This window comes from Duganella sp. GW821-FHT07F09, assembly GCF_059418705.1.
Map to the genome: position 1 here is coordinate 387,380 of NZ_JBWKQJ010000007.1, position 25,110 is coordinate 412,489.

Sequence of the window (25,110 nt, forward strand, 5' to 3'; positions counted from 1 at the left end):
TAGTTGACAATGTCCTCAAATCTACAGAAACAAGTTAACGTTGTCAACCAATTTGGCAGCGGTCCGGCCGAAGCTGTTTTCGACTCGATCCATACGCTCATGCACATGTACCGGTCGATGCAGCTGCGCAGCCTGCGGGACACCGGACACGATCTCACGCACATGGAATACAAGGTGCTGGGCTTTTTCGCCAAGCATCCCGGCGCCAGCCAGAGCGAGCTGGTGGCGCACTCGGGGCGCGACAAGGCGCAGCTGGCGCGCCTGATGCGCGGACTGCGCGACAAGAAGCTGCTCGACGCGCAGGTCGACGAAAGCGACCGGCGCAGCGCGCGGCTGCGTCTGACCGACGAAGGTTTGACGGTCATCCAAGGCCTGCAAGCACTCGGCTCGGAAGTATCAAACCTGGCCGTCAGCGGCATGAGTGAAGAAGAATGCGCGCAACTACTATCCTTACTACAACGCGTAAGAACCAACCTGGAACGCGCCGACCCCACAGAGACACGTAGGGCGGATTAGCGCGACGCGCGTAATCCGCCATACATGCGCTCCACGCCAGCTCTTATTGCCGAATAAGTGTCCGAACGAATGACAGAAAAGAATCCGATGCTACCAATACTCGCCGTCAGCATTCCATTTCTTCTGTATATCTTAATCCCAATAAAGAGAAGTTATCGCTACGTTCTAGCATTTCTGATCAGCGTCTTTGTTTTCTCGCTTTTCCTGCCATCCCTACGCCAGAACCACCTCCTCTCCATGAGTGGCGTTCAGCACGTTGGCGTCCTAACGAAGAAGAACTGCGACACACAGAACAATCCATATGTCGAATATCGCTTCATAGTGAACAAAGCAGAAATCCCAGGCTCCGGCCGCCTTGGAAGCGGAAATCGAAGCTGTGCCGATATGAGGCTCGGCGATCAAGTTTTTATCACCTATATACCGGGGAATGAAGCCGTCAGCGTGCCGGAACGGGAAGTCAAAAGTAGCGTCGCACTTTATATCGCAGGCTTCTTGTCGCTTTATATCTTTCTGCTGTGGATCGGCAACGCGCAGGAAAAATTCAAAAGCAAGAAACAATCTTCGCGGGGATAATTCCGGCATTCATTCGGACTCGATCCCAGCCGTGAGAGGCTCGGCGCGCAGCAAGGGATGCGGATTGATCGCCCCGCCCACATCGTAGACGCCATAGTGCAGGTGCGGCGGAGTGCCTTTCGCATTGCCAGTACTGCCAACGAAACCCAGCACCCGGCCGACCTTGATGTGCATGCCCGCCTCCACATTGGCATAGCGATCGAGGTGGGCGTAGTAATGCCGCTGGCCGCCCGGCCCCATCACCCACACCACCCGTCCACCAAGGTTGTTGGTGCCGACCTTTAGGATGATGCCTTCGGTGCTCGACAGCACGCGGGTGCCGCGCTCGGCGAAAATGTCGATGCCTTCGTGCTTGCGGCCGGTGCCGCGCGCCCCACCCCAGGTATCGCGCAGCGCAGCCGCTCGCACGCCGTCGACCGGCATCGCCAGCAGCCCGGGCTTGGGCATCGCCGCCAGGCGCATCGGATAAAGCGCCCGTTCAATGGCCGGCTCCAGCAAACCGTGGCCAAGGATGAGGACGACGGCAATCACGAGCGCGCGCAGGAATATTCGCATGTCGGTTTCGATGTGGTCGGGGAATACCAACACATGGGGACGGAACGGCACATTCCCAGGCTTGACCCAACAGCTTGAAAAACCGCCCGCAGAAAGGACGACAAGCTTTCGCCAACTTCAGTTACTCAAGCGTTTGCACCGATTCAAGTCGCATCGATCGCCGCAATTACAATGCATCGGCCCACTCCATACCGGTCCATTCTTTTCAGCTCTCCGGATCATAGTAGAACTCACGAAGTTCTTGGGCACACCGGCAGGCCGAAGCAAGCCTGGCCGCCCAATCGACGGCGGCCGCCCTGGACGGGAGCTCAAGTACGCAAAATCCCCCGTCGAACTCTTTGGTTTGCCGATAGGTCTCGTCGGTGCAGCTTCCATCAGCTGCGACCATCAGCGAAGCGACTTCACTATTGATCCCCCCGGCAAAAACGTAAACCCCGGCAGCCTTGGCATCTCGGATCACCTTACGCGACGCCTCGGAAACAGCCGCCATGTCCTCGTCAGGAACATCCATCGCACTCGCTGGAAAGGAGATAAGAAATTTCGTCATGGTTAATCACCTGATTTTTCTCCAGGATGCCTTACGTACTCTATTTGAACGAGTAGGCCAGCGCAGTGAAGAACTGACGTCCGCGCGGATCGGTATAACTGGGATCGTAGCCGACAGAAAAACTGAACAACTGGTTCGAGCGCGGGGGATTCTTGTCGAGCAGGTTCTTGATACCGGCCCGTAGCCTCAGCGCCGTCGAAATTTGGTACGCGCCGGTCAGGTCGAGCAAGGAATAGGAGTCGACGCGATGGACCGACCCATCGGCCAGCAAGTTTTGGTCACGATAGCCGCTCAGGAAGGTTTGCTGCAGTGTCATGCTGAGCGGGCCACGGTCGTAGTCCAGGCTCACCGTATGACGCCACCGCTGGATTACCTGGTCGTTGGTGTACACGCCCAAGGCGCTGAGATCGGGGCCGTCGGCCGCCTCGCGCGTCTTGTAGTCGAACACATAAGTGCCGTTGAGCGTTACACCCAATCTGCCCAGACCGGTGGCCGGCGAGCGCCAGTTGAAGCCCAGATCGACGCCCGAGGTTTCCAGCGCGCCGATATTGCGCAGCCGCGAATCGATCGACAGAATCGGTCCCGGTATTCCCGGCAGCGCCGGGTCGGCCTCGCCGCGGATGATGTAGGCGGCATTGCGCACCGGGTCGGTAAAGTAGGAACCTTCCGGCGAGACAATCACATCTGTTTTCTTGATGCGCCAATAGTCCAGCGTTGCCGTGAGGTCGCGACGCGGTTCGAGCACCAGGCCCAACGAATACTGCTTCGACTCCTCCGGACGCAGCAACGGCGAACCACCCCTCAGCTTATCCGGTTGCAGGCCGCAGTAATCGGGATTTTCGGTATTGTCGATCGCCCCGACCTTGATGCAGCCGAGCGGGTCGTTGTAGATGCCGTTGGCCTGGCCTAGCCGCACAGGGCTGTACAGGTCGGCAAGCGACGGCGCCCGAAAGCCGGTGCCATACGAGCCGCGCACCACCAACTGCTTCAACGGATTCCAACGCACGCCGACCTTCGGATTGGTCGTCGAGCCCACGTCGTTGTAACGGTCATGGCGCAGCGCCAACTGGGCCTCCAGGCTCGTCAGCAAAGGCAGGTTGAACTCGGCATAGGCGGCCTTGACGTTGCGACCGCCCGAAAACGGGGTGGCCGTGCCTTCGCCCCGAATTTCCCCCGCCATCAGCAATGCAGACGGCGTGAACGACATTTTTTCGCGCCGGTACTCAAGGCCGAGCGCAATGGCGGCGCTGCCACCAGCCATCTCGAACAGGTCGCGCGTGGCCTTGACATCGAACGAGTCGGTCGTTCCGCGCGAGTGGCGCGCGAGGTCGTTGACCTTGGCGGCGGCCAGCAGGGCCCGCCCTTCAGGACCGGATGGTCCGAAAGGATTGATGATGCCGGACGCGAAAGCGTTATCGAACATCGTCGTCTGGACGTACCCATCGACATACTGGTCGTCGACCTTGTTCACGCTGTGATTGAGCGCCATGTCGTAATCCCAGCCCAGCGCTATCCCCTTGCCGCCGAGCACCATGCGCGTGGCCGTGGCATCGATGTCGTTGGTTCGTGGTCCGCCTTCGCTCAGGCGCATATTGACGTTGAGCGGTGTTTTATTGGTCGTCACTAGCGCATGTGGATAGTACTGTCCTGCCAGGGGATAAATCTCGCCGGAGATGGTCAATGCGCTGATGCGATAGGTGGTCGACGTTTTGTTGAGGAGCAATTCGCCGTACAAGGTTGTGTCCTTGTCGAGCGCGAACTGGCCACGCGTAAGCAGCGACACGCGTTTCGAATCCGGGAAGAGCTCGGTGTCCTGCATGTAATCGTACATGCACGCAGCCGCGCCGACGAAGCTCTCCGGCGCGTAGACCGTTGCCGGCGGATTGCAGGCCGGCGCACTTGGATTCATCCGGGGGCCGGTGGCAGAGGTGCCGTTGGCGCGCGTGCGGCGGAAGTTTGCGGGAAACGTATTCGAACTGCCCGAATCGAGATTGATATCGGGCTGGTAGGCCGAACCGATCCAGCTGCGCTGTGATGAGCGCAGGCTGCTCGTATCCTGGTAATCGAACACGCCCATCACGTTGTAGCGATCGGTCGCCAGATTACCGATGCCGCCCGACAAAGTTGCCATCGCCTTGCGCGCGCCGCCGTGCTGGGTGTCGGCATAGTAGGCGCTGGCGTCAGCGCCTTCGTAATTGCGGCGCGTAATGAAGTTGATCACGCCGCCGATCGCATCCGTGCCATAGATGGCCGAGGCGCCGTCCTTGAGCACTTCGACCCGGTCGATCGCCGCCGACGGGATCGCGTTCAGGTCGACGCCGGCGTTGCCGCCCGGCGAGGCAAAGTTGGCCAGGCGTCGGCCATTGAGCAATACGAGCGTTGACGACACGCCGATACCGCGCAGGTTGGCGCCGTTGAAACCACGCTGTCCGGCAATGTCGCTGAAACTGGCGCCATCGGTCAGCGCAGCCGCGTTGGCGGACACCTTCGACAGCAGTTCAGCCGCCGTGGTGGTCCCGCTTTTCTCGATGTCGGCTCGGGTAATCAACTGCACCGGCAACGCGGTTTCGGCATTGAGGCGCTTGATCGAAGAGCCGGTTATTTCAACTTTTGGCATCGGTTGTTCATCTTGCGCGGCGGCCGGAACGGCCAGCGTGGCCAGCAAACCGGCGGTGGCCGTGCGGCCAAAGGCCTCCAGTATTCGTACAGCGATACACTTTGGAACCGGCCGGTTCCCGCGCTCATCTACCATTCAATTCCCCCAGGTGATCGTTTTAAATTTTCCGTGTTCGCCACGGACGGCATCAATCAGCGCGCTCGTCAGTACCAGTCCGCAGGGAATAACGCGCCGGACGTGACGTCCAGGTGTTTATACAGCGGTACGCCTGTCCAGTCCGTGATATTGAAGACCGTATTCGAGTCCGCCAGCTTTTTTACTTCGACATTGGGGACTGTCAGCGGTGTTTTGGGTCCGCATACACTTGGCGGAACAGAGGGACGAACAAAATACACCGCACTTTCCGTCGTCGTCGAAGGGTTGGTGACCCGCTTCGCTGTAACAGGATTGCCGTTGCCATTTCCTTGGACCAGCAATGCGGTCTCGACGCTGATGCCGATGCCGCGCGCGGTGGTATTGCCGCTGGAGGATGCGGGCAGCACGCCGCCTATGCATCCGAAGGTGCCGCCCGGCGTTGTCGTCGGCGCCACTAGTCTTGAAATAAAGGCGATGAAGCGCCCCATGCGATCGCGGCTGTCGAAATGCGAATCGAAAATCATGTTTGCCAACGCTGGCGGTGCGATAAAGCCGCCTTGCAGACTCAAGGGATTTGGGTCGAAAGTGATATCCTTATAGTAAGGATCCAGCATCGATAGCTCCGAAGTGGCAGATTTATATAGTGCCGAATAATCGAATTGCCCGAGCACTGCCAAACCGGCGCTGGTGCCACCGACAGGGACATTTTTCTGCATCAATGTTTTTAACGTCTGTTCGAGGGCCGTACCTTTCCAAAAACGGATGTAATCACTCTGATCGCCACCCGCGATAAACACGACGTTGGCCTTAGCCAGGATGGCATTGACGGCCTGACTATTCGCCGCTTTTACGCTCGGAATCACCAGCGTCTCCACGGATGTCAGGCCCAGAGAGGCGCCGCCGACCCACATGTCAGCGATTGTATTCGAGGTCGACAGCGTCTCATCGCTATAAAATATGTAAGGGTTATAAGCCTCTGTTCCGGTGGCCCGAATGACCACAAAGCGTCCCCCGGTACCTGGTCCGATGCCTGCCCGTTGGATCAACCATCGGAAGGCGGGATCCACGTCGGGACCTCCACCCATCAGTACAAATGATGGCGTCGGAAGGACCGATGGTGCTGTCACAACGGCATTCACATCACCCGTTGCGAAATAGGAGTAGAGTGCGATTGGTTTCGCCGGTTCGAATTTTGCACCAGCATATACAGGACCGGCAAAAAAACCCGATGCCATAGCGAGTATTATCGCGCCTTGAGTTGAAAAAATCCGGATGATCCACTGGTGGAAAAAGCGTGTCAACATTTTAGAACTCCGGTAGCGATCGTTGAGGAACTGGCCACTCTGCGGCAACAACTATGAAAGTACTGGGATCTAACAACGACGCCGCTTGACAACGGCCGAGACCAACAGCAACCCACCCAGCATCATCGCAAAGACAGGTGGTTCAGGCACGGGAGAAATACCGACGGACAGCGTGCCGTAGTTCCACCTGCCCTCAGGTTCGTCAAACGCAAGGTCCTTGAATCCGTCATGAAACTCGAGGCGCAAAATGCCATCGGCACCCACTGCAAAAATCTGTCCCAGGTCGCCCAGATTCTGGAAGCCCGCGTAGTCTGCTGTCCCGTCAAAATCATCGCCATCGCCGGGCGTGAAAGTGACGCCTGTGCCCAGGGAATCGCTGAAGGTGATTTGCATTTCGGACAAGTAGCTGCCGACATAACTCGTCACGTTCACATCCCACTTGAGGCTGGTAATTGAAGCTCCGGACCCGACGTAAAAGTCCCACACCACATTACTCGCGGAACCTCTTTCGTCAAAATTGGGGATGTCTTCCGTGTGTATCAGCAGTTGGTACGGAACAGGACTGATCCCCTCTGCTCGCGCCATGCCAAAGCACATTGCCGCGGCAACCATCACCAGCGCCATCAGGCGCCGCACATAATTTAGCTTTGGCATGTTTTTTCCTCGTAAATAAATACGATCAAACGCAGAAGACTGGGCACACAACGCGTAGTAATTGTATAACTAACTTGTGCCGTCAAATCGGTCGATGTAAAAAAAACATGGGTGCGCGTCACACTTTATTGACCAGGCACTTCCCATCCACCCGCCAGCGCCTTGTACACGGCCACCAGCGTCGTGGCCGCCCCCGCCTGCGATTGCGCCAGCCGGTCGCGCGCCGTCAGCAGTTCGCGCTCGGCGTCGAGCACCGTCAGGAAATCCGTGGAGCCGACCGCGAACCGCTCGCGCGCGATCAGCGCCGCCTGCTCCGACGACTGCGCCGCCTCGTACAGCAACGCCGCCTGCCGCTGGCTGCGCGTGTACGACGCCAGCGCGCCCTCGGTCTCCTCGAGCGCCGTCAGCACCGCGCGCTCATAGGCGATCATGGCCCCATCGTTGCGCGCGTCGGCGGCCGCGATCTGCGCGCGGATACGCCCGAAGTCGAGCAAATTCCACGTCAGCTGCGCACCCAGGTTGTAGACATAGGCGGGCCCCTTCGCCAGTTCGCTCAAATGCTGCGCGTTCTGCCCCAATGTCCCCCCAAGCACGATTTGCGGGAACAGCGCGCTGCGCGCCACGCCTACTTGCGCCGCCGCCGCGCTGACCTGCGCCTCGGCCAACTGGATGTCGGGACGGCGCCGCAGCATCGCCGCCGGCGATCCGATCGCCGACAACTCGACCGCCTGCAATCCCGGCAAAGGCTTGACCGGCTCCAGCTCCGCGTCGAGCGCCGTCGGCTGCTGGCCACACAACACGGCGATGCGGTAGCGGGTGCGTATCAGCGCCGATTCCAGCGCCGGTATATTGGCCGCCGTCGATTTGACCAGCGCGCGCGCGCGTTCGCTGTCGAGCGCCGTGCCACGTCCGACGTCGAGCCGCGCGTCGACCAGTTTGAGCGCCTCGTTCTGCGTCTCCAGCGAGGAGACGGCCACCCGCAACTGCTCCTGCAAGCCGCGCAGGTCGAAGTAGTTGCGCGCCACCTCGGCCGCCACGCTCACCTGCGCCGCCCGCACGCCGGCCGCGCCCACCAATACATTGGCCTCGGCGGCGCGCCGGGCGTCGCCCAGGCGGCCGAACAAATCGGCCTCCCAGCTGACATCCAGCCCGGCCGAGTAGTTGTTGTTGGTGCTGACCACACCGGCGTCGTTCGGCCCCCTGATGCGCGCGGCGCCCGCGTTCACGCCGATGCTGGGCAACAGATTGGCGTCGGCGAAGCGGTTCAGCGCGCGCGCCTCGCGCAGGCTGGCGGCGGCCGAACGCACGTCGGTGTTGGCCGCCAGCGCGCGCTCGACCAAACTGTCCAGCAAGGGATCGTTAAAGCCGCGCCAGAACTGGCTGACCGGCTCCTCCGCCTTGGCGCTGGCCGGCGCGTTGGTGAAGCCGGCTCCCAAGACCGGTTCGAAATGCTTGGCGGGCGGCGCGCTCGAACAGGCGGCCAGCGCCAGCGAAACGGCGATGGCCAGGCCGGCCGGACGCAAGGACGCCATGCGGGGCGACGTGATCATAGGTCCTCCTTGCGTGGTTCGTGCGCGGATGGCGCCTTGTGCGCGCCGGGTGCACCCGCCGGACCGGCATCATCGATACCGGCGTGGAACGGATGCGCGGCAGCGTCGATTTCGCGCCGTAGTTCTTCCGCGTGGGCGCGCCGTTTCTCGGTGCCCTTGCGCAGCAGCGCGTAGAACACCGGCGTCAGGAAAATCCCGAACAGGGTCACGCCGACCATGCCGGAGAAGACCGCGATCCCCATCGCGCGGCGCATCTCGCTGCCCGCGCCGCTGCCGAGGATCAACGGTATCACGCCGGCGCAGAAGGCGATCGACGTCATCAAAATCGGCCGCAGACGCAGGTGGCAGGCCTCGATCACCGCGTCCACCATCGGCTTGCCCTGCTCTTCCAGCTCCTTGGCGAATTCCACGATCAGAATCGCGTTCTTGCACGCCAGGCCGACCAGCACCACCAGCGCCACCTGCGTGAACAGATTCAAATCCCCCGCCTGGCCGAACGGCGGGAAGTGCGACAGCCACACGCCGAACAACGCCGACAGAATACACATCGGCACGATCATGATGATGGCCAGCGGCAGGCTCCAGCTCTCGTACTGCGCCGTCAGCACCAGCACCACCAGCACCACCGACAGGAACAGCACCGCGCCCAGCGTCGGGATCTTGATGTCCAGCCCCGGCAAGGTCACGGAACGCGTCAGCCGGTCCTGGTAGGCCAGGTCGGTCCATTCGTACGACATGCCGCGCGGCAGGGTCTTGACCAGGCGTTCGATCTCCGCCTCCGACTGCCCGCTGGAGAAGCCGGGGTTGGCGGCACCGTTGATGTCCGCCGAAGGGAAGCCGTTGTAGCGCGTCACGCGGGTCGGGCCGAAGGTCGGATTGACCTGCATGACGGACCCCAGCGGCACCATCTGCCCGGCCGAATTGCGCGTCTCCAGCCGCACGATGCTGTCGGCGCGCGAGCGGAACGGCGCGTCGGCCTGCACCACCACCTGGTAGGTCTTGCCGAAGCGGGTGAAGTCGTTCACGTACAGCGAACCGAGATTGATCTGCAGGGTGTCGTAGATATCCTGCAGCGGCACGCCCATCTGCTTGGCCTTGGTGCGGTCGACGTCCGCGAACAGCTGCGGCACGTTGATGTCGTAGGTCGAATACGGCGTACCGATGCTCGACTTTTGATTGCCGTAGATCTGACCGAGCACGCCCCAGACGGCGCCATACAACGCCTGCTCCCCCTGGCTGCCGCGGTCCTGCACCTGCACTTTGAAGCCGCCCGCGTTGCCCAGGCCGTCGACCGCCGGCGGCGGCACCACGAACATGCGCGCGCCCTGGATCTGCTGGATCGCGCCATTGACCTTGCCGAGGATGGCATCCTTCGACAGGTCGCCCGAGGTGCGCTTCTCGAACGGCGCCAGGCCGAAGAAGACGATGCCCTCGTTCGGCGAGGCCGAGAAGCCGGCGATCGACAAGCCCGGGAAGGCGATCGAATCGGTGATGCCCGGCACCTTGAGCGCGATGTCGCTCATGTCGCGGATCACCTTCTCGGTGCGCGCCAGCGAGGAGCCGGCCGGCAGCTGCGCCACGCCGATCAGGTACTGCTTGTCCGGCGCCGGCACGAAGCCGCTCGGGATGCGCGTGAACAGCAGCCCTGTCAACACCAGCAGCACGCCATACACCACCAGCGCCAGCGACTTGCGACCCAGCAGACCGGTCACGCCACGGCTGTAGGCCGCGCTGCGGCGCTGGAACATGCAGTTAAACCAGTGGAAGAAGCGGCCGAACACCTTGTCCATCCCGCGCGAGAGGCGGTCCTTGGGCGCGTCGTGCGGCCGCAGCAGCATCGCCGCCAGCGCCGGCGACAACGTCAGCGAGTTGAACGCCGAGATCACCGTCGAAATGGCGATGGTGGCGGCGAACTGCTTGTAGAACTGGCCGGACAGGCCGGGCACGAAGGTCAGCGGAATGAACACCGCGCACAGCACCAGCGCGATGGCGATGATCGGCCCACTGACCTCGTTCATCGCGCGCACCGTGGCGTCGTGCGGCGTCAGGCCGTCGGCGATGTTGCGCTCGACGTTTTCCACCACCACGATGGCGTCGTCGACGACGATACCGATCGCCAGCACCAGTCCGAACAAGGTCAGGGTGTTGATCGAATACCCCAGCAACATCAGCACCGCGAAGGTGCCGACGATGGACACCGGCACCGCCAGCAGCGGAATCACCGACGCGCGCCACGTCTGCAGGAAGATGATCACCACCAGCACCACCAGCAGCACCGCCTCGATCAGCGTGTGCACCACTTTTTCGATCGACGTCTGCACGAAGCGCGTCGGATCGTAGACGATGTCGTAGTCGACGCCCTTGGGAAAGTTGGCCTTCAGCCGCGCCATCGTCGCCCGCACGTCGTCCGACAGCTGCAGCGCGTTCGATCCCGGCGCCTGGAAGATGGCGATCGCCGCCGCTTCCTTGTTGTTCAGCAGACTACGCAGCGAATAGGTGCTGGCGCTCATTTCGACCCGGCCGACATCCTTGATGCGCACCACGGCGCCGTTGGCCGGATCGCTGCGCACGATGATGTTGGAAAAATCCTCCTCCGTGATCAAGCGGCCCTGCGCGTTGACCTGCAACTGGAAATCCGTGTCGTCCGGCGCCGGCGGCGAACCGACCACGCCGGCCGCCACCTGCGCGTTCTGCTCGCGGATCGCCGCGACCACGTCGCCGGCCGTCATGCCGCGTCCCGCCAACTGCTGGGGATTGAGCCACACGCGCATCGCGTAGTCGCCCGCGCCGAACTGCAGCACCGATCCCATGCCCGATATCCGCAGCAGGTCGTCGCGCACATTGAGGTTGGCGTAGTTGCGCAGATAGAGCGCGTCGTGGCTGTTGTCGGGGCTAACCATGTGCACCACCATGGTCAGGTTGGGCGACTGCTTCTCGGTCGTCACGCCGATCGTGCGGACGATCTCCGGCAGCCGTGGCAAGGCGCGGTTGATGCGGTTCTGCACCGCCGTCTCGGCCTGCTCCGGCACCGTGCCGATCTTGAACGTCACCGTCAGCGCCATGCTGCCGTCGGCGGTGGCGCGGCTTTCGAAATACAGCATGTTTTCCAGGCCGTTGATCTGCTCCTCGAGCGGCGCGGCCACGGTCTCCGAAATCACGCGCGGATTAGCGCCCGGGAACTGGGCGCGCACGACGATCTGCGGCGGCGCCACCTCCGGATACTCCGAAATCGGCAGCTGGAAAATGGCCAGCACGCCGACCAGGAAAATGAACAGCGAAAGGACAGTGGCGAAGCGCGGACGATCAATGAAAAACCGTGAGATATCCATGCGTGCGCCCCTTAGCTCTTGGCGGCGGCGGGGGCGGCCGGAGCACCGGGAGCACCCGGCGCCTGCGCCGGAATCGGCATGCCCTTGTCATCGACCTTGAGCTGCTGCGGCGTGACGGGCGCGCCGGGCATCGCGCGCAGCAGGCCGTCGACGATCACCAGTTCGCCGGGCTTGACGCCGGTGACGGCGCGCATGCCGCCGATCAGCGCTCCGGTCTTGACCTCGCGCTGGTCGACGATGTTGTTCTTGCCGACGATAAGCACCACCTTGCGCGTCTGGTCGGTGCTGATGGCGCGGTCCATCACCATCGTCGCCGTGTACTTGCCGCTGCCGACCAGTTGGAGGCGTGCGAACAGTCCGGGCGTGTACAGGCCGTCCTTGTTGTCGAACACGGCGCGCCCGCGCATCGACGCGGTGGCCGGATTGAGGCGGTTGTCGACGAAGTCCATCTTGCCCGCGTGCGGGAAGCCCTCCTCGTTGGCCAGGCCGAGGCGCACCTCGTTGGGCGTGTCGCGCGACGACTGCCGCGAGCCTTCGCGCGCCGAGCGCATATATTTCAGGTAGATCGCCTCGCTGGCGTCGAAGTAGGCGTACACACGGTCGCTCGACACCACCGTGGTCAGCACCGGATCGCCGACGCTGACCAGGTTACCCTCGGTGATGTTGGCGCGCGAGGTGCGGCCCGTGACCGGCGCCGTGATGTTGGTGAACTCCAGATTGAGTCTGGCCTGCACCAGCGCCGCCTCGGCCGCCTTGACGCTGGCCTGGGCGCTCGCCAGCGCGGCGCGCAGCTGATCGATTTCCTGTTGGCTGACGCCGCGCACCGCCACCAGTTTCTCGGCGCGCGCCAGCTCGGTCCTGTTCAATTCACCCTGGGTTTTCGCCGCCAACAGCTGCGCCTCCAGCCGCGCCGCCTCGGCGGCGAACGGACGCGGATCGATGGTAAACAGCCGGTCGCCCTTGTTGACCACCTGCCCTTCACGGAAATGCACCTTGGTCAGCATGCCGGCCACGCGCGAGCGGATGTCGACCGTGTCCGGCGCTTCCAGCCTGGCCGTGAACTCGTCGAACTCCTGCACCTCGCGCTGGACCACCGGCGCCACCGACACCGGCGGCGGACCGCCGGCGTGCTGGCCGCCGTCGTCGCCCTTCCCGCAGGCCGCCAAGGTCAGCACGAGGCCGCACATGAAGGAATTTTTCGCCCAGCCCGAGCGTGACAGTACGGCCAGAATTTCCATCGTTGACTCCCAATAACGGTGACAAGCGGTAAGTTGCTGGTTGATACTAAATTAAGTAGTTGAATTCTGACAAAAAAATATTGGCTTGTCATTAACTTTAACCACCAAAGGGACTACAACGTTCGGAAAAAGCCGAAAAGCCCGTCATTTCGCCTCCTACCGGGCACCGAGCGCCAGTCCTACGCCGCACCTCATCCCCCATGACAAAATATTCGTCACACTCCCCGTGCACCTGAAGATCTACCGCTAGGCCCTCGACACCGGCGAGCCGCCGCGCATGCAGCACTACACCGTCCAAGCCGGCGACAAGGGCACGATGCTTCGTGCCCTTGTGGCCGGGCGGCCGCGCTCAGCGAAATCCGCGATCTACTGGTGCGGTGTATGATTTGAGCACAAGGAGGCGGTATGTCTTACAAAACCATCCTGGTCCACGTGGACCGCTCCAGCCGCACGGACGTCCGTGTCGCACTGGCCGCCCGCCTGGCGGGCGATCAACAGGGACACCTGGTCGGCGCCGCCGTCAGCGGCTTCGTTCAGGAACTGTACGGCGCCAATCCGATGATGATGGCCGCGCCCGTTCCGGTAGACGAGGTGGAGGCCTGCCGGGCAGAAGCCAACCGGGCGCTGGACAATTTCGAGAAGGTGGCGCGCGGCGCCGGCATCGATGCCGTTGAACGGCGCCTGAGCGACGACACGGCGCTGTACAGCATCGTGCTGCAGGCGCGCTACGCCGATTTGGTGGTGGTCGGCCAGCATGATCCGGACGACAGGAAAACCGGCGCGACCCGCGATCTGCCCGCATACGCGGCGCTACAGGGTGGCCGGCCGGTGCTGGTGGTGCCATATGCGGGCCAATTCCACAGCATGGACAGCCACGCGCTAGTGGCGTGGGACGGCAGCCGATCAGCCGTGCGCGCCGTCACCGACGCGCTGCCGCTGCTGCGGCGCAGCGCCAGCGTAACGCTGGCCTTGTTCAATCCGGGACGGCATTATGGCGTGCACGGCGATGTGCCGGGGGCCGACATCGCGCTGTTTTTGGCGCGGCATGGGGTCAAGGTCGAGGTGCTGCGGCAGGATACCCCGCCGGGACTGGATGTGGGCAATGCCCTGCTGTCGCTGGCGGCCGATATCGACGCCGATCTGCTGGTCATGGGCGCCTATGGACACATGCGCTGGCGCGAGGTGCTGATGGGCGGCGTCACCCGCACGGTTTTGCAGTCGATGACGCTGCCCGTCTTGATGTCGCATTGACCCCTGGCGCTTACGTGCTTTCGCTCTGGCGCACGATATCCAGGAAGGCGGCCACCAGCTTGACCGCGTGCGTCAGATCGTCCGGCGCCTCGCCCATATGAACACCAGCGCGCGGGTCACCGCACCTGGATGACGACCTTGCCCTTCGAGCGGCCGGTTTCGACGTAGGCCATCGCCTCCCTGGTCTGGTCGAACGGAAACACGCGGTCGACCACGGGGCGGATGGCGCCGGCGTCGATCAGCTCCGCGATCTGCCGCAGCTGCTCGCCGCTGGCGCGCATGTACAGGAAGGAGTAACTGACGCCGGCCGCCTTGGCCTTGCTGCGAATGCCGTAACTGAGCACCCGCATGACCAGCCCCACCAGCGCGTTCACGCCGCGCTCCCGGGCGAAGTCGGGGTCCGGCGGCCCGGCGATGCCGATCACTTTGCCTCCCGGCTTGAGGACGCTCAGCGATTTTTTCTGCGTCACGCCACCCTGCGAATCGAGCACCAGATCATAGTCGCGCAGCCGCAGCGCGAAATCGTCCTTCTTGTAGTCGATGACGATGTCGGCGCCCAGCTCTTTGAGCATGGAGGCGTTGGCCGCGCTGGCGGTCGTGGCGACGGTGGCGCCCAGATGCTTGGCCAGCTGGATGGCGACCGTCCCCACGCCGCCGGTGCCGGCGTGTATCAGCACCTTCTGGCCCTTCTTCAAATGGCCTTTTTCGACCAGCGCCTGCCACGCCGTCAGGGCGACCAGCGGCATCGCCGCCGCCTGCTCCATCGTCAATGTCTTCGGCTTGAGCGCCAGCGAATCTTCCTTGATCGCGATGAATTCGGCGAACGTGCCGATACGGTCGTCGTCGGGCCGCGCATACACCTCGTCGCCGACGTTGAAGCGGCGCACACCCGCGCCCACGCGCACCACCACGCCGGCCATGTCGTTGCCCAGGATGAGCGGCAGGCGATACGGCAGCAGCAGCTTGAATTCGCCGTCGCGGATTTTCAGGTCCAGCGGATTGACGCTGGCGGCGTGGATCTGCACCAGCACGTCGTCGGCGCGCAGCTCCGGCTCCGGCATCTCGCCGGCGCGCACCACATCGGCTTTGCCGTAACGGTCAATAATAAATGCCTTCATGTCTCTCTCCGGCGATGGTTATTGTTCCAGCACGGCGGCGACAGGGCCGACCGGCGGCTGCGAATCGAGCTTCAGGTCCTTGCGTATGCCCGCCTCCACCAGCGCCGCCGGCGCGAACCGGCGCAACGCCCGCAGGCGTCCGGCCACCACGCCCGACGTATAGCGCACCTTCGGGCGCGTGTCGCGCGCCGCCTTCAGCACGGTGGCGGCCACCACGTCCGGGCCGTCGGCCGTCTCCATCGCCTGCTTCACCGTGTCCGCCAGCGCGGCACGCAGCGCGCGGTACTCCGGCAGCTGGGCGTCGGCCTGCAACTGGTTGGCGTCGAACGGCGTCTTCACATAGGCCGGTTCGATCAGCGATATCCGCACGCCCTGGGTGCGCAGTTCCTGGTCCAGCGACTCCGAATACCCCTCCACCGCGTGCTTGGTGGCGCAGTACAGCGCCGCATACGGCAACGCCACGAAACCGAGCACGGAGCTGATGTTGAGGATGCGCCCCTCGCGCTGCCGGCGCATGTGCGGCACCACCGCGCGCGTCATCCGCACCAGGCCGAAGAAGTTGGTGTCGAAGATGGCCTGCGCCTGCTCCATGCTGCTCTCCTGCGCCGCCGCCGGCGCCACGCCGAAACCGGCGTTGTTGACCAGCAGGTCGATGCGGCCGTGGCGGCGCATCACCTCGGCCACCAGCGCCGCCACCGATTCGTCGCTGGTGACGTCCAGCGCCAGCATCTCGAAGCCGCGCTGCGATGCCGAGGTGCCCTTGCGGCTGGTGCCGTAGACTTTATAACCGGCTTGGGCCAGCAACTCGGCCGTTGCCTCGCCGATTCCGGACGAGGCGCCGGTAACGATTGCAATCTTATTGTTCATGGTGATGCCCTCATTGTGATCCCATTGACGGGAGTTGGTTCGAAAGTAAAATATGACGATCGTCATATTATAGTTTAAAAAAAACGGCCGTGACGGCCGCCGGCTGACGGACGACCTTTAGTCGCCCGCCGGTGAAAAATACTTGAGCGCCGCTTCGCGCAGCGATTTCGCCAGCGCGGGATCGTCCACCGCGCGCGCCAGCACCACCGTGCCGACCATCGCGCTGATCCTCACCATCGCCTCCTCGTGCGCGCTGCGATCGCCGCCCTCTGGTATCTGTCTTGCCACGATATCGATCAACTGCTGGATATGGCGCGTGGCCACGTGCCGCACTTCCGGCGCCTGGCGGTGCATCTCCGAGCCCAGCGCGGAGACCGCGCAGCCAGATTCGACGCCGTTCAAGTGTTCATCCGATAGATACGCCTGCATCAACGCCCGCAGCCCCTGCCCCTCGGGCGCGGCCTCGAAGACCTGGGCCGTCCACCCCAGCGCCTCGGCGCGGGCGCGGTCGGCCGCCTCGGCCAGCAACGCCTCGCGCGAGGCGAAGTGCGCATAGAAACCGCCGTGCGTCAGCCCGGCTTCCTTCATGATATCGGCCACGCCGGTGCCGTCGTAGCCGCTGCGGCGGATCGCCCGCGAAGCCACTTCCACGATGCGCTCGTGCGTCACCTCCTTGCGGGCCTGCGTGGCGCGCAGCCGTGGCGCTTTGGCTTTCGCCGTCGGTTTGGAATCATTCTGCATGACGATCATCATATACTATTTTTCAGGAACGCGCCAACCGGCGTTATTTTGATGATTACCCTTGCACAGGCGGCAACACAAAGTCGGGATACTTCTCCCGCAGCGCATCGAGCTCCGACAGCGTGCCGGACAGATGGCGGCGTACCGCGTTGCGGGCCTGCTCCGAGTTCCCGGCGGCGATGGCGTCGGCGATCTCGCTGTGATCGTCCAGTATGCGCCGGGCCTTGCTGTTAAGGGGAAGATGCAGGCGGCGCAGCCGATCCAGATTGCCGCTCAACCGGCGAACCAGATGCCACAAGTCGGCAACGTCGGCCGCCATGTACAAGGTCCGGTGGAATTCCAGGTCGGCGCGCGCGAAGCTTTCCAGATCGCCGCGCTCGAGGGCCAGGCGCTGGCGCGCCAGCAGGTCGGCCAGTTCGCCGTCCAGGGCCGGCGGACGGCGTCCGCACAGCTGGTGCGCGCTCTCCAGCTCCACCGACAGCCGCAGCACGTGCGCCTGGCGCGCCGAGGTCAGGTCGATGGCGCTCACGCGCGTCAGGTGCTGGGGATAGATGTCCACCAGGCGTTCCTCCTCGAGGCGCAGCAGCGCGTCGCGGATCGGCGTGATGGACAACTTGAAGTAATCGGCCAGTTGCTGCCGTGCGAGCACGGTGCCCGGCTCCAGCACATTGGTGACGATCTTTTCGCGCAAGTGTTCAAACACCTGCGCGGTGGCGTTACGTGTGCGATCCAAAGAAAAAGCGCCCGGCAGCGGTTGCAAAGCCATAGAGGGAGAGACTAGCGTGTGATAAGGGCTCATATATTAACATATCAGCATCACTCTCCGCCCCCGTGGGCCGCCTCACGGCGCGCGGTAAAACTCGATTTCGACAATCGACAACACCCCTTTGGGCGTGGTGTTGGCGCCGGTGTCGACGATCGCCTGGTTGGCCACCTCCGTCATCTTGACCGTGTTGCCCTCCTCCGCCACGCCGTTCAGCTCCACCTTGACCACGCTGCCCCGGCGCGGTTTGAGCGGCAGGGTCACATAGCCCAGGCTTTTCGGTGTCATGCCGGAGAAAACCACCTCCCCGTCGACCGAGATCCTGAGCGGGTAGCTGCGTTCGCGCCAGCCCGACAGCTTCATCGCGATCTCCTTCAAGGTGGCCGCTTGCGCCAGCCGGTAGGTGATGGACGGCGTGCCCTCCTCCGGTTTGCTGACCCACCTGGTGGTTTCGTCATCGTCATAGGAGTTGGCGACATCGGCCGCGTTGCTGGCCGCTTCGGCCGATGCCGGCCGCACCGCCACCCGCGTTACCTTGTACGACGGCGTGGCCGGCGTCGGCCCGCGCTCCAGATGCGGCGGCAGGTCCGCGCCGGGCAAGCGCGTCGACAAGCCGTTCGCCGACGCCGCCGGCAGCGCATCCAGCGCCAGCTCGGCGCCCGCCAGACCGGGCGCGCTGGCGCGCACTACGATCTTGCCGGCCTGCGTGGCGCTGCGGATCAGCACCCGGTTCACGCCCCCCTCGACCGGCAAGGTCCTGGCCAGCACGTGGTTGTTCGGGCCCTGCGCGATGCCGCCGCGCCATTCGGCCGGCCCTTGCAGATCGAAGCTGACGGTGTCCAGCGCGACCGGATTGCGGCGTCCCTGAGCGTCCACCACCTCCACCTGCACCAGCGCCAGGTCGGCGCCATCGGCCCGCAGGCCGGCCGGCGACGTGATCGACGTCAGTTTGAGCGCGGCCGGAGCGCCGGCCGTCGACAGCGCGGCTTCGCACACCTGTTTGCCGGCGGCGTCGAAGCCCACCGCTTTCAGCTCGCCCGGCTGCCACGCCACGTCGTCGAACGTGAACAAAAAGCGTTCGCTTTGGCGGCCCTGTCCAAGCGTCTTGCCGTTCAGCCGCAGCTCCACCTTGTCGGCGCTGGAGATCACCGTCACCGCCTTGGTGGTGCCGGCGGCGTAGTTCCAATGACCGACGATATGGGCGCGCGGCTTCTCGACATCGACCCAGCCGTCCCACATGACCTGGTGCGCGTAGAAGCCGTCTTTCGGTATGCGCATCGCATCGACCTCGCCGCTGCGGCGGTAGTTTTCGGCGCCGCGATGGTGGGTGTTACTGTCCGAGAAAACGATATTGACGCCGCCCGACGACACGCGCGTGCCGGTGCCGGGCCGCTCGCGCCAGTAGTCGTACCAGCGCTTGACGTTCTCGATCGCGTGCGTGTCCTGGTTGCGGTTATAGACGCTGGCGTCCTGGCCCTTGTGCAGCGGGCCGTCGCCGTCCTTGTGGAACGGCGGCGTCAGATCGTCCCAGAACTTGCGCGCGCCCTCGTCGCGCGAATACTCCATCGCCCACATCGGGATGCGCGCACTCTTGTTCACGTACAGCATCTCGCCACCATACTCGGCCACCTGCTGCAGGCGCGCGCTGAGCATCTCGCGGCTGCCGGAGGCGCGTCCGCCATGGGGGTCGAACTGGTCGCGCAGCGCCTTCATCTCCAGCATGTGCGGCTCGCTAACGCCACGGTTGCCGCTTTCGTAGAAGATGATGCTCGGGCTGTTGCGGTTGTAGATGATCGCGTCGCGCATGACCTCAATGCGCTGCTCCCAGCGCCGGCCGGTGACGTCGGCCTCCGAGTCGCCCGGCGGCATCGCCTGCATCAACCCAAGCCGGTCGAGCGATTCGACATCCTGCTTCCACGGCGTGATGTGCATCCAGCGTACCAGGTTGGCGTTGCTGGCCAGCGCCAGGCCGTTGCTGTAGTCGCTCAGCCAGGCCGGCACCGACATGCCGATCGCCGGCCACTCGTTGGAGGTGCGCTGCGCGTAGCCCTTCATCTGCAGCACGCGGTCGTTCAGCTTGACCATGCCGTCGGCGAAGCCGGTCTTGCGGAAACCGGTGCGCGTCGCCAGCGCGTCGACCGGTTTGCCGTCGACCTTGAGGATGGTCTGCACGTCGTACAGGTAGCCATAGCCCCAGCTCCAGAAGTGCAGGTCCTTGACCGGCGCGCTGGCCTTGACGACCGTCGTCGCGCCCGGCGCCAGCGTCTGCGCGGGCGAACCGAAAGCGGCCACTTGACGGCCTTCGCGGTCGCGTATCCGCACCTCGTAGGTGAAGCTGCGCGGCTGGTCGTAGTCGTTGCGCACCTGGGATTCGGCGGTCACGGTGGCGCGCCGGCCCGGAATATCGAAGTCGCTCGCGTACACATAGACGCCGGTGGTGCCCAGGCTCGAATACAGCGGCAAGGTCTGATACAGCTTGTCCGTCACGTGCAGGCGCACGTTCTTCGACAGGCCGCCGTAGTTGGCGTTGAAGTTCTTGTCCGACCACTGATAGCGCTGCCCGGTGGCCTTTTCGCGGTAGTCCCAGCTGTTATCGGTGCGCACCGCGACCGTGTTTTCGCCGTCGACCAGCGCGCCGGTGATGTCGAAGCCGAAGGCGTTGATGCCGTTCTCGTGCAACCCCATGCGCTTGCCGTTGACGTACACCTCGGCCGCCTGGCGCGCGCCCTCGAATTCCAGGAACACCTTCTGGCCGCGCGCGCCCGCCGGCAGGGAGAAGCGTTTGCGGTACCAGGCCACGCCGGTCGACTGGTCGACGATGTCCTTGCCGAAGGCGTCGTCCTCGTTCCAGGCGCGCGGCAGGGTCACGCGCTTCCAGGCCTGGTCGTCGAAGCCCGCCTGCGCCGCGTCGGCCGGATCGGCGACGGCCAGGCGCCAGTCGGGATTGAAGTTGTAGGTCGCGCGCTCGGCCCGCGCCGGAAACGGCAGCGCGATGCAGCAGGTGATCAAGAACGCCGGCAGGATCGTGGCCGGGAAACGTCGACGGGTCATATGGGCTTTCAGTGTGTGGAGCCGGCCCCAAGCCAACCCGCACTGAAATATTAGCATTTTAGTCGCCGTGAAAAAGCCTTCCGGACGCATTGATCAACAAGCTGAGCAAAGCCACGGAAACACGTAGGGCGGATTAGGCGGAACGCCGTAATCGGCCATCCATGAGCCGCCGGCGGAGCACGCATTGGCCGATTACGCTGCGCTAATCCGCCCTACGTGATTTATCTGGTCATCACGTTATCAGGTCATTACATCCTCGAGCAACTGCATCAGCTTGCCGAAATTGACGGGCTTGACCAGATAGCGGTCGAAGTCGCCCTTGCCGCCCGCTTTCTCCTCGACGTTGCCGTAGCCGGTGACGGCGATCAGCCGCGTGCCCGCCGTGTGCGGCTGGCCGCGCAGGCGGCGCGCCAGTTCGTGGCCGTCGATGTCGGGCATGCCGATATCGAGCAGGAACACGTCGGGCACCCGATCCGGCGGGATGGCGAGCGCCGCGCGCGGGTTGGTCATTTCCTCGACACTGTGGCCGACCGCCCGCAGGCACGTGGCCAGGGTCCACGCGGCGTCGGCGTTGTCGTCGACCACGACGATGCGCAGCGCCTGCCCCGCCTGCGGCGCCATCCCGCTTTGGGCCCCGTCGCCCGCATCGGCGACCTGATGGCGCGGCAGCCGGACCTCGAACACGCTGCCGGCGCCGGGCCCGCCGCTGCTGGCGCCGACACGGCCGCCGTGCAGCTCGACCAAACTCTTGACCAGCGGCAGTCCCAGGCCCAGCCCGCCCTGCGCCCGGTCCGGCGTGCGCGCGCCCTGGACGAACAGTTCGAACACATGCGGCAGCAGGTCGACGGCGATGCCGGCGCCGTTGTCGGCCACCGTAACGACCACTTCGCCGCCGTCGACACGCAGCGCCAGCTCGATCGCGCCCCGGGCCGGCGTGTACTTGGCCGCGTTGTTGAGCAAATTGGCCAGCACTTGCACCAGCCGCTTCTCGTCGCCGACCACCCGCGCCTGCTCGTAGGTGATCTGCGTACTGACCTTATGGCCGCGCGTTTCGATCAGCGGATTGACCTGTTCCAGCGCGGCGGCGACCACCTGCTTGCAATCGATCACGGTCTTGTTGAGCTCGACCATTCCGCGCGTCACGCGCGAGACGTCGAGCAGATCGTCCAGCATCGCAGACATGTGCCGCGCCTGGCGCGACAGCACCTCGCTCATGCGGGCGATGCGGGCCGGCTCCGGCGGCGCGATGGCCAGCAGGTCGGCGGCGGCGGTGATCGGCGCCAGCGGGTTGCGCAGCTCGTGCGCCAGCATCGCCAGAAAATCATCCTTTTGCTGGTTGCTGCGCGCCAGCTCGGCCTGGATGCGCTTGGTGTCGCTGATGTCGATGGTGATGCCGTCGAAGCGGGTCGGCGCGCCGTCGCGGTCGTAGTAGCTGCGGCCCTTGGCGCGCAGCCAGCGCTCGCGTCCGTCCGGCGCCAGCACGCGGTATTCGACGTCGTACCCTTTCTTGTCCGCCACGCTGGCGTCGACCGCCGCGCGGGTGGGTTCGCGGTCGTCGGGATGGATGCGGCTGTAGAAGATGTCGAAGTCGACCTCGGCGTCCTCGGGCAGGAAAAAATGCTCCTTGCACTTGTCGTTCCAGAAAATCTTACCCAACGGCATGGGACAGTAGAACGTGCCCAGCTCGCCGGCGGCGACGGCCAGCTCCAGGCGTTCGCCCGCCTCGGTCGCGCGCGCCTCGGCGTTGCGACGCCGCCCCTCGCCCTCGCGCATCAATTCGGCGAGTTGCCGCAAATCGTGAAGCGAGCGCGTCAAGTGGGCCGGCTGGCTGCTCACGCCCTGCCCGTCCTCGCTGGCCAGGATCGTCGTCAGATCGTAGACGCGGTGCAGGATAAAGCGCACGTGGCCGTCCTCGCCCCGCACCGGAATGTTGGTCGGCAGCCAGTACTTGGCGATGAAGCCGTCGCCATCGCGGTCCGGCACGTCGTAGCGTTGCACCTCCATCGCGTGCTGGCGCCCGGTGGCGACCACCTGCTCCAGCGACGTGCGCAGCCGCGCGGGACCGTCGGCCTCGGCCCCCGATGCCGGGAAGGCCTCGAACAGCGGGCGGTCGATGAGATCGGAGCGCTTGGTCAAGGTGGCCGCCAGGTACTCGTCGGATGCCTGGCGGATGACGAAATCCGGTGTCGCGTCGAGCACCAGGATGGCAACTGGCAGGGACTGCACAATCAGGGAGGTCTCAAGCGTCATGCGGATTTCTATATGAAATGCTGGCCCGGGCCGCCAGCGGCGAACCCCGAAAATTGGAAAGGATGTAACCAAGATTGTAGCATTTGCCGCCGCCAAACTGATGGGCAATACGGCCTACACGGACACAGGCAGCACTCCTACAGGCAATTGTAAAGGGCGCGTCTACTATATTCCCACAGCAAAGCTTTTCCATTGCTAACTTCAGGTTAAAAACCATCCGATTTACTTCGATCCACCCAGGAGACAATGATGAGCAAACCAACACAAGGCGGCAAGAACGGCGGCAACAGCAAACTGGAAGAAACCGGCACCGCCAAAAACTCCGGCAACGGCGGCAGCGGCAAAGGCAACAGCCAATCCGCCGCGTCCGGCAACAAGGCATCGGCCGGCGAGTCGTCGGCAAAACCGACCGCCGGCAAGTCTTCCTCCGGCTCGAAATCGAAATAACCATCCAACCACTTACCGATACGAGGCAAACGACATGAGCACCACCACCACCGCCAAGAACAAGGCGCCGCGCGCGCCGCAAAACGCCGATACCATCGACGCGATCGAACTGCTGACGCAGGATCACAAGACGGTCAAGGAACTGTTTGAAAAATACGAGAACCTGAGCGATCGTTCGACCGCCAGCAAGAAAAAACTGGCCACGCAAATCTGCCTCGAACTGACCAAGCACGCGACCGCCGAGGAAGAAATCTTCTACCCGGCCGTGCGCGAAGCCAGCGGCGACACCGAAGACCTGGTCGATGAAGCCACTGTCGAGCACGCTTCCGCCAAGGATCTGATCGCGCAGATCCTGGAAATGGAACCGGGCGACGATCTGTATGACGCCAAGGTCAAGGTGCTGTCGGAGCAGATCGAGCACCACGTCGAGGAAGAAGAGAAGGAAATGTTCCCTAAAGCGCGCAAAGCCAAGCTGGATTTGGCCGCGCTGGGCGAGGCCATCGCCGCGCGCAAGGAAGAGGTCGAGTTGCCGATGCCTTCCCTGCCGCATTAAATCAACTTCGGAAACACGTAGGGCGGATTAGCGCAGCGTAATCGGCCAATGCATGAGCCGCCAACGGCGCATACATGGCCGATTACGGCGTGCCGCCTAATCCGCCCTACGTGGATCCGTGGTAACTTTGGGCCGCAGCGCTTCGACGAAGAAGTCGAACGCCGCTCGCACTCGCGACGGTAGATTTTTGCTTGACGGTACCAGTATGAGTATTGGCGCCGCATCGAATTGCCATTCCTCGAGCACCCGCACCAGCTTGCCCTCCCGCACGACCTCCTCCACATCCCATTGCGAGCGCAGCACCAGGCCCAGGCCCTGCTCGGCCCAGTAACGCGCGGTTCCGCCGTCGTTGCTTTCCATCGCCGGATGGATGCGCACCGATTCGCGCCCGCCCAAGCGCCCGTGCGCAGCGCCCTGCTCCTTCCGAAAATGCCAAAGGGTGACGTCCTCGTCATTCTCGCGGATGCAAATGCACGGATGATTCAGCAAATCTCGCGGCGTGCGGGGCGCGCCGTGCTCGTTGAGATAGGCCGGACTGGCGCATACCCAGCGCTCGTTCCCGGCGATGGTGCGCGCCACCCACGACGAATCGCGCACGCTGCCGATGTGGAACACGATATCGGCCTCGGCGCGCTCGGGCCAGGGCGTCTCGCGCAGATCCAGTTGCACATTGAGTTCGGGATACAACCGGGCCAGCCGCACGATCAACGGCGCGATATGCTGGCGTCCGTAGCCGAACGGCGCCGCCACCCGCAGCTTGCCTTTCACGCTCTGCGCGCCGCGCCCGAACAGGTCCGGCAATTGCTCCAGGCGCGACAGCAGCGCGGCCGCCTCCTGCGCCAGCAACTCGCCGTCCGCGCTCAAGGTCAGCATGCGCGCGGTGCGGGTGGCCAGCGGCAGGCCCAGCTCGCGCTCCAGGCCGCGCAAGCGCATCGACAGCGCCGAGGGCGTGACGTTGAGCGCCCTGGCCGCCTCGCTCAGCGACTCGCTGCGCGCCAGGGTCGCCATCAAGCGCAGGTCTTCTATCTTGATCATTCAATTTTTCTTAAGC

General features: G+C 63.8%; 20 protein-coding genes. 5 read left to right on the top strand and 15 right to left on the bottom strand.

Going from position 1 to position 25,110, the window contains the following annotated elements; translation table 11 throughout:
• The first annotated feature begins 105 nt into the window (after positions 1–105).
• Together AC07P1_RS20560 and AC07P1_RS20565 are read left to right on the top strand one after the other, a co-directional pair.
• Entirely contained in the window at positions 106–516 is a 411-nt protein-coding gene (locus tag AC07P1_RS20560; RefSeq protein ID WP_494697560.1) for a MarR family winged helix-turn-helix transcriptional regulator, read from the top strand.
• Positions 517–585: 69 nt separating this feature from the next.
• Positions 586–1,089 (top strand): hypothetical protein, encoded by a 504-nt coding sequence (locus AC07P1_RS20565; RefSeq protein WP_494697561.1) that lies wholly within the window; start codon positions 586–588, stop codon positions 1,087–1,089.
• Positions 1,090–1,098: 9 nt separating this feature from the next.
• On the opposite strand, the gene AC07P1_RS20570 is transcribed toward AC07P1_RS20565, so the two are convergent.
• The 8 genes from AC07P1_RS20570 to AC07P1_RS20605 form a co-directional block, all read right to left on the bottom strand.
• Positions 1,099–1,644 carry a M23 family metallopeptidase gene (locus AC07P1_RS20570; RefSeq protein ID WP_494697562.1) on the bottom strand — a complete coding sequence of 182 codons (546 nt, stop codon included), beginning with the start codon at positions 1,642–1,644 and terminating at the stop codon, positions 1,099–1,101.
• 205 nt (positions 1,645–1,849) lie between these two features.
• Positions 1,850–2,191, bottom strand: a complete 342-nt coding sequence (locus AC07P1_RS20575; RefSeq protein ID WP_494697563.1) for a YciI family protein — start codon at positions 2,189–2,191, stop codon at positions 1,850–1,852.
• Positions 2,192–2,231: 40 nt separating this feature from the next.
• Positions 2,232–4,808, bottom strand: coding sequence for a TonB-dependent receptor (locus tag AC07P1_RS20580; protein WP_494697564.1), 2,577 nt, complete (start codon positions 4,806–4,808; stop codon positions 2,232–2,234).
• 203 nt (positions 4,809–5,011) lie between these two features.
• A complete protein-coding gene (locus tag AC07P1_RS20585) occupies positions 5,012–6,247 on the bottom strand; it encodes a cyanophycinase (RefSeq protein ID WP_494697565.1) in 1,236 nt (411 codons plus the stop codon).
• Positions 6,248–6,316: 69 nt separating this feature from the next.
• Positions 6,317–6,901, bottom strand: a complete 585-nt coding sequence (locus tag AC07P1_RS20590) for a PEP-CTERM sorting domain-containing protein (protein WP_494697566.1) — start codon at positions 6,899–6,901, stop codon at positions 6,317–6,319.
• Between the two features lie 125 nt (positions 6,902–7,026).
• Positions 7,027–8,451: an efflux transporter outer membrane subunit gene (locus tag AC07P1_RS20595; RefSeq protein ID WP_494697567.1), complete on the bottom strand. Its 1,425-nt coding sequence runs from the start codon at positions 8,449–8,451 to the stop codon at positions 7,027–7,029.
• Positions 8,448–11,780 carry an efflux RND transporter permease subunit gene (locus AC07P1_RS20600; protein WP_494697568.1) on the bottom strand — a complete coding sequence of 1,111 codons (3,333 nt, stop codon included), beginning with the start codon at positions 11,778–11,780 and terminating at the stop codon, positions 8,448–8,450. The genes AC07P1_RS20595 and AC07P1_RS20600 overlap by 4 nt, the downstream gene beginning before the upstream one ends.
• Before the next feature lie 11 nt (positions 11,781–11,791).
• Positions 11,792–13,018 carry an efflux RND transporter periplasmic adaptor subunit gene (locus tag AC07P1_RS20605; protein ID WP_494697569.1) on the bottom strand — a complete coding sequence of 409 codons (1,227 nt, stop codon included), beginning with the start codon at positions 13,016–13,018 and terminating at the stop codon, positions 11,792–11,794.
• 405 nt (positions 13,019–13,423) lie between these two features.
• Here AC07P1_RS20605 and AC07P1_RS20610 point away from each other — a divergent pair, with 405 nt between their 5' ends.
• Entirely contained in the window at positions 13,424–14,269 is an 846-nt protein-coding gene (locus tag AC07P1_RS20610; protein WP_494697570.1) for a universal stress protein, read from the top strand.
• Positions 14,270–14,385: 116 nt separating this feature from the next.
• On the opposite strand, the gene AC07P1_RS20615 is transcribed toward AC07P1_RS20610, so the two are convergent.
• The 6 genes from AC07P1_RS20615 to AC07P1_RS20640 form a co-directional block, all read right to left on the bottom strand.
• Complete coding sequence (locus tag AC07P1_RS20615) at positions 14,386–15,387, bottom strand: NADP-dependent oxidoreductase (protein ID WP_494697571.1); 1,002 nt, start codon at positions 15,385–15,387, stop codon at positions 14,386–14,388.
• Positions 15,388–15,405: 18 nt separating this feature from the next.
• Positions 15,406–16,254: an oxidoreductase gene (locus AC07P1_RS20620; RefSeq protein ID WP_494697572.1), complete on the bottom strand. Its 849-nt coding sequence runs from the start codon at positions 16,252–16,254 to the stop codon at positions 15,406–15,408.
• 117 nt (positions 16,255–16,371) lie between these two features.
• Positions 16,372–17,007: a TetR/AcrR family transcriptional regulator gene (locus AC07P1_RS20625; protein ID WP_494697573.1), complete on the bottom strand. Its 636-nt coding sequence runs from the start codon at positions 17,005–17,007 to the stop codon at positions 16,372–16,374.
• Between the two features lie 43 nt (positions 17,008–17,050).
• Positions 17,051–17,728: a GntR family transcriptional regulator gene (locus AC07P1_RS20630; RefSeq protein ID WP_494697574.1), complete on the bottom strand. Its 678-nt coding sequence runs from the start codon at positions 17,726–17,728 to the stop codon at positions 17,051–17,053.
• Positions 17,729–17,836: 108 nt separating this feature from the next.
• Complete coding sequence (locus AC07P1_RS20635) at positions 17,837–20,809, bottom strand: glycoside hydrolase family 2 protein (RefSeq protein WP_494697575.1); 2,973 nt, start codon at positions 20,807–20,809, stop codon at positions 17,837–17,839.
• 240 nt (positions 20,810–21,049) lie between these two features.
• Positions 21,050–23,059: a hybrid sensor histidine kinase/response regulator gene (locus tag AC07P1_RS20640; protein WP_494697576.1), complete on the bottom strand. Its 2,010-nt coding sequence runs from the start codon at positions 23,057–23,059 to the stop codon at positions 21,050–21,052.
• Between the two features lie 249 nt (positions 23,060–23,308).
• Between AC07P1_RS20640 and AC07P1_RS20645 the strand changes: the two genes are divergently transcribed.
• Together AC07P1_RS20645 and AC07P1_RS20650 are read left to right on the top strand one after the other, a co-directional pair.
• On the top strand, positions 23,309–23,506 hold the full coding sequence (locus AC07P1_RS20645; RefSeq protein ID WP_494697577.1) for a hypothetical protein: 198 nt from the start codon (positions 23,309–23,311) through the stop codon (positions 23,504–23,506).
• Positions 23,507–23,540: 34 nt separating this feature from the next.
• A complete protein-coding gene (locus AC07P1_RS20650) occupies positions 23,541–24,059 on the top strand; it encodes a hemerythrin domain-containing protein (RefSeq protein ID WP_494697578.1) in 519 nt (172 codons plus the stop codon).
• 96 nt (positions 24,060–24,155) lie between these two features.
• On the opposite strand, the gene AC07P1_RS20655 is transcribed toward AC07P1_RS20650, so the two are convergent.
• Positions 24,156–25,094, bottom strand: coding sequence for a LysR family transcriptional regulator (locus AC07P1_RS20655; protein WP_494697579.1), 939 nt, complete (start codon positions 25,092–25,094; stop codon positions 24,156–24,158).
• Positions 25,095–25,110 lie beyond the last annotated feature (16 nt).

What these genes read in the sequence shown, in the direction of transcription:
- AC07P1_RS20560 (WP_494697560.1), top strand. Translation starts at nt 106, where the DNA reads ATGTACCGGTCGATGCAGCTGCGCAGCCTGCGGGACACCGGACACGAT.
- AC07P1_RS20565 (WP_494697561.1), top strand. Translation starts at nt 586, where the DNA reads ATGACAGAAAAGAATCCGATGCTACCAATACTCGCCGTCAGCATTCCA.
- AC07P1_RS20570 (WP_494697562.1), bottom strand. Translation starts at nt 1,644, where the DNA reads ATGCGAATATTCCTGCGCGCGCTCGTGATTGCCGTCGTCCTCATCCTT.
- AC07P1_RS20575 (WP_494697563.1), bottom strand. Translation starts at nt 2,191, where the DNA reads ATGACGAAATTTCTTATCTCCTTTCCAGCGAGTGCGATGGATGTTCCT.
- AC07P1_RS20580 (WP_494697564.1), bottom strand. Translation starts at nt 4,808, where the DNA reads ATGCCAAAAGTTGAAATAACCGGCTCTTCGATCAAGCGCCTCAATGCC.
- AC07P1_RS20585 (WP_494697565.1), bottom strand. Translation starts at nt 6,247, where the DNA reads ATGTTGACACGCTTTTTCCACCAGTGGATCATCCGGATTTTTTCAACT.
- AC07P1_RS20590 (WP_494697566.1), bottom strand. Translation starts at nt 6,901, where the DNA reads ATGCCAAAGCTAAATTATGTGCGGCGCCTGATGGCGCTGGTGATGGTT.
- AC07P1_RS20595 (WP_494697567.1), bottom strand. Translation starts at nt 8,451, where the DNA reads ATGATCACGTCGCCCCGCATGGCGTCCTTGCGTCCGGCCGGCCTGGCC.
- AC07P1_RS20600 (WP_494697568.1), bottom strand. Translation starts at nt 11,780, where the DNA reads ATGGATATCTCACGGTTTTTCATTGATCGTCCGCGCTTCGCCACTGTC.
- AC07P1_RS20605 (WP_494697569.1), bottom strand. Translation starts at nt 13,018, where the DNA reads ATGGAAATTCTGGCCGTACTGTCACGCTCGGGCTGGGCGAAAAATTCC.
- AC07P1_RS20610 (WP_494697570.1), top strand. Translation starts at nt 13,424, where the DNA reads ATGTCTTACAAAACCATCCTGGTCCACGTGGACCGCTCCAGCCGCACG.
- AC07P1_RS20615 (WP_494697571.1), bottom strand. Translation starts at nt 15,387, where the DNA reads ATGAAGGCATTTATTATTGACCGTTACGGCAAAGCCGATGTGGTGCGC.
- AC07P1_RS20620 (WP_494697572.1), bottom strand. Translation starts at nt 16,254, where the DNA reads ATGAACAATAAGATTGCAATCGTTACCGGCGCCTCGTCCGGAATCGGC.
- AC07P1_RS20625 (WP_494697573.1), bottom strand. Translation starts at nt 17,007, where the DNA reads ATGATGATCGTCATGCAGAATGATTCCAAACCGACGGCGAAAGCCAAA.
- AC07P1_RS20635 (WP_494697575.1), bottom strand. Translation starts at nt 20,809, where the DNA reads ATGACCCGTCGACGTTTCCCGGCCACGATCCTGCCGGCGTTCTTGATC.
- AC07P1_RS20640 (WP_494697576.1), bottom strand. Translation starts at nt 23,059, where the DNA reads ATGACGCTTGAGACCTCCCTGATTGTGCAGTCCCTGCCAGTTGCCATC.
- AC07P1_RS20645 (WP_494697577.1), top strand. Translation starts at nt 23,309, where the DNA reads ATGAGCAAACCAACACAAGGCGGCAAGAACGGCGGCAACAGCAAACTG.
- AC07P1_RS20650 (WP_494697578.1), top strand. Translation starts at nt 23,541, where the DNA reads ATGAGCACCACCACCACCGCCAAGAACAAGGCGCCGCGCGCGCCGCAA.
- AC07P1_RS20655 (WP_494697579.1), bottom strand. Translation starts at nt 25,094, where the DNA reads ATGATCAAGATAGAAGACCTGCGCTTGATGGCGACCCTGGCGCGCAGC.